The sequence below is a fragment of the Anaeromonas gelatinilytica genome (assembly GCF_016820635.1).
GTDB classification, from domain to species: Bacteria; Bacillota; Clostridia; order Tissierellales; family SIT17; genus Anaeromonas; species Anaeromonas gelatinilytica.
Map to the genome: position 1 here is coordinate 20,976 of NZ_WSFU01000086.1, position 11,906 is coordinate 32,881.

At 30.0% G+C, this 11,906-nt stretch carries 14 protein-coding genes and 1 pseudogene; all 15 read right to left on the reverse strand.

What is annotated here, in order from left to right:
* Positions 1 to 14 precede the first annotated feature (14 nt).
* Positions 15 to 1,211 (reverse strand): argininosuccinate synthase, encoded by a 1,197-nt coding sequence (locus GOQ29_RS06840; protein WP_203371901.1) that lies wholly within the window; start codon positions 1,209 to 1,211, stop codon positions 15 to 17.
* Positions 1,212 to 1,646: 435 nt separating this feature from the next.
* Entirely contained in the window at positions 1,647 to 1,850 is a 204-nt protein-coding gene (locus GOQ29_RS06845; protein ID WP_203371902.1) for a hypothetical protein, read from the reverse strand.
* A complete protein-coding gene (locus GOQ29_RS06850; RefSeq protein ID WP_203371903.1) occupies positions 1,851 to 2,591 on the reverse strand; it encodes a GNAT family N-acetyltransferase in 741 nt (246 codons plus the stop codon).
* A gap of 47 nt (positions 2,592 to 2,638) precedes the next feature.
* Entirely contained in the window at positions 2,639 to 3,004 is a 366-nt protein-coding gene (locus GOQ29_RS06855) for a class I SAM-dependent methyltransferase (RefSeq protein ID WP_252187548.1), read from the reverse strand.
* Positions 3,005 to 3,499: 495 nt separating this feature from the next.
* The gene (locus GOQ29_RS06860) at positions 3,500 to 4,573 is read right to left on the reverse strand and encodes a S66 family peptidase (protein ID WP_203371904.1); all 1,074 of its coding nucleotides are present in this window, start codon (positions 4,571 to 4,573) and stop codon (positions 3,500 to 3,502) included.
* Positions 4,574 to 4,619: 46 nt separating this feature from the next.
* Positions 4,620 to 5,375 carry a class I SAM-dependent methyltransferase gene (locus GOQ29_RS06865; RefSeq protein ID WP_203371905.1) on the reverse strand — a complete coding sequence of 252 codons (756 nt, stop codon included), beginning with the start codon at positions 5,373 to 5,375 and terminating at the stop codon, positions 4,620 to 4,622.
* Positions 5,376 to 5,448: 73 nt separating this feature from the next.
* Positions 5,449 to 5,919 (reverse strand): flavodoxin family protein, encoded by a 471-nt coding sequence (locus tag GOQ29_RS06870; protein WP_203371906.1) that lies wholly within the window; start codon positions 5,917 to 5,919, stop codon positions 5,449 to 5,451.
* 289 nt (positions 5,920 to 6,208) lie between these two features.
* Positions 6,209 to 6,832 carry an NUDIX hydrolase N-terminal domain-containing protein gene (locus GOQ29_RS06875; protein WP_203371907.1) on the reverse strand — a complete coding sequence of 208 codons (624 nt, stop codon included), beginning with the start codon at positions 6,830 to 6,832 and terminating at the stop codon, positions 6,209 to 6,211.
* A 132-nt stretch (positions 6,833 to 6,964) separates the two neighbouring features.
* Positions 6,965 to 7,651, reverse strand: a complete 687-nt coding sequence (locus GOQ29_RS06880; protein ID WP_203371908.1) for a class I SAM-dependent methyltransferase — start codon at positions 7,649 to 7,651, stop codon at positions 6,965 to 6,967.
* A 284-nt stretch (positions 7,652 to 7,935) separates the two neighbouring features.
* A complete protein-coding gene (locus GOQ29_RS06885) occupies positions 7,936 to 8,472 on the reverse strand; it encodes a GNAT family N-acetyltransferase (RefSeq protein WP_203371909.1) in 537 nt (178 codons plus the stop codon).
* A 141-nt stretch (positions 8,473 to 8,613) separates the two neighbouring features.
* Positions 8,614 to 8,964: a hypothetical protein gene (locus GOQ29_RS06890; protein ID WP_203371910.1), complete on the reverse strand. Its 351-nt coding sequence runs from the start codon at positions 8,962 to 8,964 to the stop codon at positions 8,614 to 8,616.
* A 52-nt stretch (positions 8,965 to 9,016) separates the two neighbouring features.
* On the reverse strand, positions 9,017 to 9,505 hold the full coding sequence (locus tag GOQ29_RS06895) for a hypothetical protein (protein WP_203371911.1): 489 nt from the start codon (positions 9,503 to 9,505) through the stop codon (positions 9,017 to 9,019).
* Positions 9,506 to 9,687: 182 nt separating this feature from the next.
* Positions 9,688 to 9,813, reverse strand: a pseudogene (locus tag GOQ29_RS15010) (DUF4269 domain-containing protein); the annotation flags it as partial.
* A gap of 342 nt (positions 9,814 to 10,155) precedes the next feature.
* Positions 10,156 to 11,037 carry a class I SAM-dependent methyltransferase gene (locus tag GOQ29_RS06905; RefSeq protein WP_203371912.1) on the reverse strand — a complete coding sequence of 294 codons (882 nt, stop codon included), beginning with the start codon at positions 11,035 to 11,037 and terminating at the stop codon, positions 10,156 to 10,158.
* Between the two features lie 338 nt (positions 11,038 to 11,375).
* Positions 11,376 to 11,681, reverse strand: a complete 306-nt coding sequence (locus tag GOQ29_RS06910) for an alpha/beta hydrolase (protein WP_203371913.1) — start codon at positions 11,679 to 11,681, stop codon at positions 11,376 to 11,378.
* Positions 11,682 to 11,906: the final 225 nt, after the last annotated feature.

Here is an 11,906-nt window from a genome sequence, read left to right on the forward strand (position 1 = left end):
AATCATCTCCCTTATCATTTATTATTAACCATAGCTTTTATCTTAAATGGTAGGTTATAAATATTAATAAATCCTGTTGAATCCTTGTGATTAAATAATTCACCAGTATCAAAAGATGATATTTCCTCATTATACAAGGTATAAGGAGAATCAATTGAAGCACATGTTATATTACCTTTATACAACTTTAGTTTCACTGTACCTGTCACCGTTTGCTGAGTTATATCAATAAAAGCGTCTAAAGATTCCCTCAAAGTAGTAAACCATAATCCATCGTATAATAGTTCACCATACTTTTGTCCAATCATTTGCTTGAAATGATAAGTTTGTTTATCAAGGGTCAATCGCTCTAGTTCATCATGAGCAAAATACAATACTGTTCCCCCTGGTGTTTCATAAACTCCCCTTGATTTCATTCCTACTAGTCTATTTTCTACTATATCTATAATTCCAATTCCATTTTTACCCGCCATCTTATTTAAAATATCTAGCAAATCTATTGGCTTCATAACTACTCCATCAATCTTTGTTGGCACCCCTTTTTCAAAATATATTTCAACGTATTGAGGTGAATTAGGAGCTTTCTCTGGCGGAGTTATTCTCATATATAGATCAATATCGTGTTCATTTCTTGGATCCTCAAGATTTCCTCCCTCATGGCTTATATGCCATAGATTCTGATCTCTTGAATATATTTTTTCCTTTGTAACAGGAACTTCTACTTCCTTAGATTTAGCATAATCAATTGCATCTTCCCTTGACTTTATATTCCATGTTCTCCATGGAGCTATAATCTTTATAGTGGGATCAAAGGATGCTATACTTACTTCAAAGCGTACTTGATCATTTCCTTTTCCTGTACAACCATGACATATATATTTAGCATCTTCTAGATGAGCAATTTCTACAAGTCTCTTAGCCATCAATGGACGTGCAAATGCAGTTCCAAGCAAATACTTTCCTTCATAAACAGCTCCACTTTTAATTCCTTTAAATAAATACTCAGTAACCAGTTCCTCCTTAAGATCTTCTATATACACCTTATTGGCTCCAGTTTTAATAGCTTTAGTTTTTACTTCTTCCATATTATCCTCTTGACCAACATCCAAACATACTGCAATAACTTGAAAATCATAGTTTTCCTTTAGCCAAGGAACAATTATAGAGGTATCTAAGCCACCCGAATACGCTAATACAACTTTTTCTTTCATATCTACTACACTCACCTTTCTAACATGAATTTAAGAATAATTATATATGTTTTATTATATATATGCAAGTATTTTTTTTATAGAAGATATAATTTTTTCAATATGAAATGAAAGAGAAATTATTTTTACATAGATACTATGATTTCAACAAAAATTTTATACAATAAAAGGTAAATCTTTAAATAACTACTCAATTGAATCAATGGCTAAATTGCATACCTTGCCACGAAAAATTCTTAATTATTTAACTCTAGATGAAGCTTTTATAGAACAGTGTGATTTATTACAGTTATGAGTAGTTCAATTTAAAGGAAAGATAATTTACTCGTAAAAAGGACAGATTAAATCTGACCACATAATATTTTTGTATATTTATGCAAATAATCATTAATAATTAATATTAAAACCTTTAATATTTTATTCCTTCCAATTATATTAGCAGACAAAAAAATTTGAAAAATTATTAACTCTTTCTGTCATTCGATCTATATAAGCTTTTTCATCAAATCCTTCTAAAGTGCTAAAACTTATATACTGAGTATCCTTTCTAAATTTAATAAGTATATCCTTATTCTTTTCAATATCTATGGAACGAAAATCTAAACTATCCACTCCTTTATTATTTAGAATACTAAACATCTATACATTCGTAGATACCACAAGCTCTTCAGAATATATCTTATAATTCAAAGCTTTAGCTAGATTTAAAGATGCTAAATTATCTGAATCAACCCAATATATAGGAAGAATATCATTTTCAATGCACCATTTTGTAGCAGCAATAACTACTTCTTTTCCATAACCTCTCCCTCTATATTCCGGTTCAGTCCATACTACTAAATTCCCTCCACCAAAATCAATATTCGAAACCTTACAATAAGAAACTATGTTTTCATCATTAAGAATAACGTATTGCCTTCCTTGTTCTACTTCTTCTTTTTTTCTACTCCATATATCTTGTTTCTCTTTTAATGTTGTATTTTTTAACCCTTTCATTAAAACTTCCCTTGTAAGTATAATCGCCCTACTCTTATTGAACTCCCTAAGTCTTGTATCTTCTATAGTTAATCTATACATTTTCCTTATATTATAGTCATCTAGTTTATCATTAAAATAAATATCTAATAGTCCATAAAGTTCTTCAAAATTATGATAATTACATGTTGAAATGAATTTCCTAAAAGTCCTAGCATATTTTGGAGAAATTGAACAAATAAACTCTGCACCTATATTAGTTACCACTAGAGGATAAAGATACCAATTATTTATAGGTTTATCTCTTTGATTACATTTAAATATAAGCTTTGAAACCTTAAGATCTTTTTCTTCAACTCCTAAATAGCTATAATAATAATTCCAAAAATCTTCTTCAATATTCATATATATACACCTCTTTACTATAGCTTTTATTTCACAATATCACTATTTTAAAATACTAGCATTTCCGCTTCTTTTAGTATCCTATTAAATTCACTCATTACCCTATCCCAATTTTCAAGATAATGTAAAGTTAATGAAGACAATACAATATCAAATTCTTCATCTTCTATAAAATCCAAAGGTTCATTTAAATCCGCCTGTATTATTTTAGCTCTTTCTCCTATCTTACTTTTAGTCATTTCTACCATTTTAGGACTAAAATCTAGAGCTGTTACACTAGCTCCCTGATTTAATAACCAATCTGTATACCATCCAGCTGCGCGATAAGCATCTAACACAACCTTTCCTTTCACATCTGGAAGCAACGAAAGGGTTGCTGGTCTCTCATAATATGCATTATATGGCTTTGTCATAATAATATTCTGACATATTATTATAGGCCTCCAATGAAATTGATTTATTCTTCTTCATAAATTTCTCCTTTATTTAAATGTAAGTATACAATTTACCAAAAATATCTTTTATTTCAATCAATATATTTCCTAAAAGTATACTTCTATATAATCTAGATATATTCCTTTAATTTTTATGAGTATCCTAAATATCTTAAAATAGATATTGACATAGTTTTCTTAGGAAATGTCGAATACAGAATTATTTCCTGGGAAATTGACAAGAAAGAACGTATCTCAAGGATACGTTCTTTCTATTATTACATATATTTTTATTTTCCTACAATATTAATTCTCCAATGTTAAAATTTGGTAAACTCGATAAATATTCATCATATCACTTCCTCAATTAGTGCATTCATATATATAACGATTGAGCAATAAAAAGTGTCTAATATTTTTAAAAATTATGAAAAATAAATTTAAAATCTACCTTATTATTAACCCATCTACAATTTACTGAAATAAAGATTCTTTTAATATAATTGTTTTATTATCTAAATCAATTTCCGTTTTAATTCCATAGGGAATAACACATCTAGGATAGGCATGTCCAAAGTTCACATTATATAATATCTGTAGGTCTTTATCATTAACCACATTTTTGTAAACTCCCTTATATTCTTCATAGAATTGTTCATCCTGTGGCTTTCCAATGATTATACCACTTATTACATCAAAGATTCTTTTTCTTTTTAAGGCTAATAATTCCTTCTCTAACGCTTCTGGAGTAGGCTTTTCTTCACTAGTCTCTAGGAATAGTATCTTATCTTTCCATTCATTTAATGGGGGAAATATCTCATATTTTTCGCAAATAATTTTTTCATCATCATAGCGAGTTCCAGTTAATATATCATATAAACTTTCAAGACAACCTCCTAAAAGTCTTCCATTAAATTTCCCTTTTCCCTGTAAAACTTCATATCCTCTATTTTCAACATGTTTGATTCTTCCTGAACCTACTAAATTTGACGAAAAACCCCTTCTTTCCTCATACCATAGATTGCTTGATTCTATAGAGCTTTCATTAGTATTTTCAAAGTATTTTTGAAATTCTCTTTTTGTATAGGACAACATTTCATCATCTAATTCAGCTAAATCACATATAAAATTAGGCCCATAGAAGGTGCCCATTCCTAATTTATAAAACATTAAGTGATTAATCGTTGTATCTGAAAATCCTGTAAAAAGTTTTGGATCATTACTTACTGTATTTATAAAGTCCTCATCTTCCATCAAATAGGGTAATGTTCTATAGGTATCATCTCCGCCAATGGCACAAATAATCCCTCTTATAGATGGATCTTTAAAGGCATCCTTTAAATCCTGAGCTCTGGCTTCCGGGTGACTTTTAACATAGTCTATTCCCTTTAATGCATTTTTCATAATAACAGGAACTAATCCAAATTCCTTTAATCTCTTTATTCCCAAATCTAATTCATGTCTTGCAAAATCTTCGCCTAGCATACCACTGGATAGACTTACAATTGCAACTTTATCTCCTTTTACTAGGGGCTTTGGCTTTATCATAATATTCCTCCTTTGAAAACTATATACTCTTAAATTGCACCTAACCTTACTTTTTTATTGCTCTTGTAGCATAAAATGTTGGAACATTAAATTCATGAAGTCTACCTTCACCATTTGTATCTTCATATATATCTGTGAGGATAAATCCTGCTTTTAATTGTCCACCAATTTGTTCTTCTATGGTATGGGAAAATTGAATTCCCCAGTCATTTTTCATTGAGGCTTCATATAATTCTTTATTTTTTAAAGGATTAAATGGTAGTTTATAACTTAATGTTATTTCCTCATCATCAAATATGTAATTTATACCATTGCCTAATCCTGCTAATAAGATTCCACCTTTTTTTAATACTCTATGGCATTCTTTCCATACAGGAAGGACATCTTCTATATAACAATTAGAAACTGGATGAAATATCAAATCAAAGGATTCATCCTCAAAGGGCAAAGGCTTTGTCATATCTGCTCTAACTGTTTTAATATCATAGTTTTCTCTTTTTGCTACTTCTTTTTCACTTAATAATTGTTTTTCCGAATAGTCCAATACAGTGCAATTTCCACCCAATGCACTAAATGTAGGCATCTGTTGGCCTCCTCCTGAGGCTAAACCTAATATTTCAGCATTTTTCATTTCACAAAACCATTCCTTAGGTACCGGTTTTGTTGGTGTTAGTAGTACAGACCATTCATTATTTTTAGCTCTTTCAAAAACTTCGTGACTAACAGGTTGTCCCCATTCCCAACCTTCCTCAACCCATTTATCAAATATCTTAGAATTAGCTTCTGTATATTTTTTATCCATAAAAATCTCTCCCTTATTTCAAATATATTTACTTAAGTTTACTATTTAATATTTATAATTACCGCTATAAGAATTAATGAATGGAATCTACTATCTTCTCAATAAATCTTTCTGCTTTTTCAAAATCTTTATCATTCGGATGGCCTTGTGATAATCTCCCTATAATATCAAAAATTTTATTATTAGTGGATTCTCGCCTCAGAAAACTACCCTTACATGCAAAACTACCTCTATTTATAGCTCCCTTTGATATTAAAATTTTAATTAATTTATTATTATAAAATCCCATCCCAATTCCACTGGTTGAGAATACAAATACATTTTTACCTCTTAAATTCAATTTGTCAACCAGTCTAAATAGTTTTGGTGATAGTTTCTCCCTGTACACTCCTGAACCAAATCCAATAAGATTATAATTGTCTATGTCGACATCATCAATATCCTTTATACTTATTAGATCTGAATCAATTTTCTCAGCAAATATACGTGCAATCTTTTTAGTATTACTCTTATATTCAGAACAATATATAATCAATGTTTTCACTGAAAATTCACCTCCTAATGTTTGATAAGCCTCTGTTATATAGATTTTACTAATCTAAACTCTGCTTTTTTCTTTATTTTTATATTTATTCATCTCATCCTCTATAAAATCATAACCTCTCATAATCTCTTTTTCATAATTTTTACCAATAAATGGTTTATTCTAATATACTTTGCCTAATTATTTTACGCTATATAAGAATATTACATTTTAATTGTAAACATAGATTGTACTCATTATTATCTATGGTTCTCTAATACTATTATTCCAATATGATATTCCGACGGTTTTAATCAAATATAGTTTCATGAATTTCATTTTCTTTAGCCCTAAAACACATATTTATCTGATCTATTGTATTTCGTCCTGTAGATAATGGAGGCAAATCATCTTCTCTAAAAAATTCAGCATTTGATGTTTCTATATTTTTTTCGAACTTCATATTAAGAAAAGTACACTCAATAAACACTTTGTATATTCCATAAGGCATAATAGGATTATTATGTTTTTTTCTATCTAATATAGCTATTATTCTTTTGGGTTTTATTTCTACTCCAGCTTCTTCTCTTGCCTCTTTTATTATGTTTTCTTTTAATGATAAATCCACATCTGCCCAACCTCCTGGCAAAGACCAAAATCCATCAATCTTTTCCTTTACTAATAATATTTTTTCATCTTTAAATATTGCAGCACGAACATCAACTTTAGGTGTAGGATAACCATCCTCATTCACAAATAATTCTTCAATTTTCTTATGTTCTATGTTAGTATAATTATTCATTATATCAACACTAATTTCTCTAATTTGTTCAAATCTTTCTATATCATATTTATCTTTTGAATAAGCTAAACCTGCTTGAGCAATAGCCTGCAATTTTTTAGCATAATTTAACCATCTTGGTTCTTTTAACATGTTTTCATCTCCTTAATTTACGACTTTGTCAGAATTTCCTATAATGTTATATCCCTGAACCAGACTTCTAAGATAGACCATTCTGGCAGAACTTCATTTCCGACGAAGGGATGTGGTGCACTGACCTTTCCATCAAAACTTACCCGCCAACACATCCTGTAAACATAGTGTTACTCGACGTGCACTCTGTTTCATTTCTAAAATTCTTAGTTCTACTTTCCAACCTCTCTTCTTTAACTCTGCAGCTATATCTGATGGCATTAATTTATTTTTCATTCTTTTGTTGTCACTAATAAACCATCCCATTTGTCTAATCCCTTTCCGTACTATTTTAGTAATGTCATCAAAATACTTCTGTGTATCTTCAACAAACATAAAAACATCTCGGTTTACAACATAATCCACACTTTTCTCTTTGAACGCTTCTAAAATGTTTTTCAAATCACATAATTTAAACTCTATATTTTTATGTTTAGTTACTAACTTGTTAATTTCTTCTTTACTATTTTCATCAATATCTATTGCATATATTTTTTCTACACTTTCTTTATTAATCAAGTGTTGTGTCAAAAATCCTCCCCCATATCCTACATCTAAAACTATACCTTCTACATCTTCAAAATAACTATATATTCTTTCATTATAAAACTGTTCAGCAGCTTGTTTATCTACAGTAAGGAAACTCTTGCAATAGCTACATTTAATGACAATTTTGAAATCACTTTCGTTCCATGGATGAAATTTATTTTGAAGAATAAAGTTCTCTCTTCCACAAGGGCACTTTGTTCCCCAAATTATATAATTATGTTCCTTAAACATGTTGAAATCCTCCTTATGTACTCACATTTTTTAGCATGTCAGGTAATGTTCTGAGGCTTACCGACGTCGGGTTTTTCTTAAATACCACTTTCCGATGTACATTAGGCCTCTATTATAGGAAGTAATGATGCTTTTTACCCTATAAGTCTTGCATAGTATAAAAAGTTGAACTGGATTAAATCCACTGTGGTATTTTATCTTTAAATGTGATTCACATTGCCCTAGGCTTGCATCCGAGTACACCCTTACTCAAACAGCTTATTAAATGATGTAGACACTTGCAGCTACATTGATGTGCTCGATAGTCTAAAATCTTCTTTTTTTAATTCATAATTAACTGACGATTGCAACTCTCCAAATTGATTTTTCCATGAATCATAATTGATTTTGACTCTCCTAAAACCTATTTTTTCATATACATGCTGAGCTCTTTTATTATCTAAATTTGTATCAAGGATAATCTTCTGAAAGTTATAATCTTCAAATAAACTTCTGATGAATAATCTCAATACAATAGTACCTAGTCCTTTTTCTAGTTTTGTAAAGTCACAAATCTTAATCCCAATTTCAACAGTTTTTGCTCCTTGGTTTTTATATGACATTTCACCGATTGGCTCGTCTCTATACTCAATTATTAATCTTCTACGAGTTTCATCTGAATCAGTTTCTAAATCTTTTTCTATCTCCTCGCATGTTGTTCCCAACCCCTTTGGAAACCCTGCATGTGACATTACTTTACCATCATTCCACCACTTACAAAGAATTTGTGCATCACTCGATTTCGCATTTCTAATTAACAATTCATTATATTCTATTAACATTCTTTCCCTCCATAATATATAAATGTTTCTTAAAAACCTAATGTTTTTAGGTTCTTTGACTCTTTCCTCATTCTGTGAATTGAAAAGAGCTATGTCATATAACATTCCAGGGATTTAAAAAGTTCATGCATTTTAGGGCGACTACCCTTGATGAATGAATTTGCATGAAGCGTAGCGGAATCTTAAATCCCATGTTATTTCATACGGCGCACCACCTGATGTATGTCCTGCTATAAAATAAAAATTACTATCTTGCCAGGGGTCCAATTCTCTCTCTTCTTCTCGTTTTTTCTTTTCACCAGCTTTTGACTTAGCTTTATGTTGTTTCAAAATTTGCTCTTTATATTTTGAATCAACTTCATATCCTAATAATTCCAAATCAGTTATAGCGCAAACTTTGTCAACTCCAAACCATTTACTATAACCCTTAACTATATTTTTCCCTTCGTATGTAGGAATCCATTTTTCAACAATAGGTGATGATGTAATCACTTATTTAGTTAATGTTATTATTATAGCAATTGGAATAATTATAAATCAATCTCTATATTATTTTTCCTTCTTCTTTTAACTTGACCTCTTGTTGCTGACCAATTAGAATTCCAATAAACATACCAAAACCAGTTCCTATGGGTAATCCAACTGCGATGTTTTCAAAGTTATCATATACAATTCCAAAAATTATTCCTAAACCTGATCCTAAACTCATGCCCATTGACATCCATAAAGCTTGCTTCGTTCCCTCAACATGTAGATCATGCTTACTATTCATATGACCTATTAATTTATTAAAAGAGTTTAAGTACATCTTTCTCTTCATTTCATTATTACCCTCAAGATATTGAATCATTCCTTCAATTAGTTGTTTATGTTTTTTGCATTCATTACAATTAATGATTGAAAATTCTTCAGTTCTTTTTGATAGTCTATCTAATAATTCTACTCTATATTTTCTTACATTAGAACTACCTAGCTTATCTATCAAGTTAGAAATTTTCAGATTAATATCTTCATACCATGACTTATTTTTCATAATTATCTCCTTTACTTAATTATCTCACTTTCAATTATTTTAATTTAGTTATAACAACTGATTAATTTCACCTAACGTCCCTGCGATTCGCGACGTGCCTGTAATGCTTATAATCTTAGATAAACCATAAATCTTACATAAGTCATCCCTAGCTCCTATTTATCCTCTTAGATTGCATATCGCTATCCATTCTGTTCACAAGTTGGTTTAGGCTGTCCAAAAATTTCTATCCAAAAACCATTATAATTAAAACTAGAAAATGATGTTTCTAGTCCTCTAACAATTTGTCTATCAATATTAAAATTATCATAGCTTCTAAAATAATCTCATACTTTCTTTTCGAAAATCTCATATTTATATACTTCACAAATAATATCTAGATCACTGTCAACTACGTCAATACACCATCCCCTTTTTGTATACTTAGAAATTAAATTTGATGAATCTTACTCGCTATACAAATTTTACTTTTTAAGTAGTGCACAATGTTTTACAACGCTCCGTATTTGCGACGTCCCTGAGCTGGGCCCCAAACCATTACCTCCTGGTGGAGCTTTGCTCCCAGTGAAGGAATGTACTACTTAACCTAGGCTTCTTCTTCCCTCGAGTGCCCTTGCTCAAACATATTGTTAGGTGATTGTCCATCGAAATTAACTCATGTCTGTTTCACTTATTGCAATAGCAAACCATTCGCCTTCAATCGGTATTAGATCATTTTCATTTTCTTCGCCTATACCTTCGAATATATTATTAATTTTAACTTTATAGCTTTCATCAATCTTATGTAACTGATGAAAATGTGATTCAGTAACTGAATCTACTTTAAAATCATAACCATGCTCTGCTAGCAATTTATTTAATAATTCAATTTTAGAGTTATCATCTTTTATAACAATACCTGCGTTAATTAATCCTTTTTTACTCACTCGTACCCCTTCTTGAACGCCTTTTGATGTTAAATCAGTCATGTTTTGTATACCAAAAAAAGATATTGATAGATCAAACATATCTCTTAAGAACGGTAGCTTTGAAGCATCACAAGCAATATAGTTAATTTTCGCATCAGGATTTATTTTCATGGACTTAATTCGGTCATATTTTAAAACATCAAAACTCAAATCAATACATACTAAGTCAATATTATTCCCAAATTTTTTTACTAACTTTATTAAAAGTATCCCTCTTCCAGTAGCAATGTCAAGAACTTTCTTTGCTTGATATTTATTGATTAAACTAATAATCTCCTTTTTAGCTTTCTCTTGAGCATCTAATTGTATTTGAGGAGTTTTCTCTTTTATTTTTCTATCTAATTCATCATAATCTACTTCTTTATATGATTCACTCCAGTTATTTGCCTTTTCCTGCTCTTTGGATTCAAAATTGATTACTCCTTCTTCTATTTTCCATTCATGATTATTACTACAGGCTAGCATTCCATCAATAACTTCACCATTAATCTGTTTTTCCGATTCAAGTTTAAGTTTTCCTTGACATTTTGGACAAACTATCATTTCTAAAATATTCTTATACATAAAAATATATACCCTTCCTCTTTCTTTTATTTGTATTTACAAACATTTTAAACACAGGATAGCACCTAACGTTTCGTATCCCCGACGTCTCTGAGCTGAATTCTCATAGTCCTCTTCGCAGGAGGTGCTTGCACCCAGCGAAAAGATGTGCGTAGCGAACGGAAATATATTGTTATACGAAGTAATCTGTGGAAGCTTTGGTCCACCTATAATTCAATAAGTTTGCATATAATTGTATGAACAAAATTTTTACTCAAGTTTAATACCATTTAAGTCTTGTTGAAATCACCGAAGGTATGGCAAAAGAAGTTAATCCTCTACTATCCTCTATAATAACTTTAATTATCTTTATTAACAAAATCTAGAACTATTTCATTGAAACTCCCTGGATAATCATGTCCAAGACCTTCGATGTATAGGGCATTAATATCTAATCCTTTCTCAATTGCTTTCGCTTCAAATGTTTTACATTGTGGCAAACAATCTTCATCGTCATTTCCACATATTATAAGCACTTCAATATTTTTCTTCTTTAATGCTTCAATCAAACTATTTATATTATCTTCAACAACTGGTATCCATGGAGATTGAAGTATTATCTTATTACACTTAACACTCATATCTCTAATAACTCTTAAAATCACATTACATCCTGCAGAAAATCCATACAATATCTTTTCCGCATATGAATCCCATTCAATTAAATTAATAGTTTCATTAAGTTGATTAGGTCCAGTTCTATTATCCGTTACAAAATACCTACTAAAATCTATTAATAAACCAAATATCTATAAATTTTATGCTTTATTCCTTATTCGACGAGTCCGATTTCATAATCATAAAAATTACTACTCTCGTTTAGTATAACT

Bases quoted from the DNA above. Each gene is read 5' to 3' on its own strand.
- GOQ29_RS06865 (WP_203371905.1), bottom strand. From the start codon at position 5,375: ATGGATAAAAAATATACAGAAGCTAATTCTAAGATATTTGATAAATGG.
- GOQ29_RS06840 (WP_203371901.1), bottom strand. From the start codon at position 1,211: ATGAAAGAAAAAGTTGTATTAGCGTATTCGGGTGGCTTAGATACCTCT.
- GOQ29_RS06885 (WP_203371909.1), bottom strand. From the start codon at position 8,472: ATGTTAATAGAATATAATGAATTGTTAATTAGAAATGCGAAATCGAGT.
- GOQ29_RS06880 (WP_203371908.1), bottom strand. From the start codon at position 7,651: ATGTTTAAGGAACATAATTATATAATTTGGGGAACAAAGTGCCCTTGT.
- GOQ29_RS06850 (WP_203371903.1), bottom strand. From the start codon at position 2,591: ATGAATATTGAAGAAGATTTTTGGAATTATTATTATAGCTATTTAGGA.
- GOQ29_RS06855 (WP_252187548.1), bottom strand. From the start codon at position 3,004: ATGACAAAGCCATATAATGCATATTATGAGAGACCAGCAACCCTTTCG.
- GOQ29_RS06860 (WP_203371904.1), bottom strand. From the start codon at position 4,573: ATGATAAAGCCAAAGCCCCTAGTAAAAGGAGATAAAGTTGCAATTGTA.
- GOQ29_RS06845 (WP_203371902.1), bottom strand. From the start codon at position 1,850: ATGTTTAGTATTCTAAATAATAAAGGAGTGGATAGTTTAGATTTTCGT.
- GOQ29_RS06875 (WP_203371907.1), bottom strand. From the start codon at position 6,832: ATGTTAAAAGAACCAAGATGGTTAAATTATGCTAAAAAATTGCAGGCT.
- GOQ29_RS06895 (WP_203371911.1), bottom strand. From the start codon at position 9,505: ATGAAAAATAAGTCATGGTATGAAGATATTAATCTGAAAATTTCTAAC.
- GOQ29_RS06905 (WP_203371912.1), bottom strand. From the start codon at position 11,037: ATGTATAAGAATATTTTAGAAATGATAGTTTGTCCAAAATGTCAAGGA.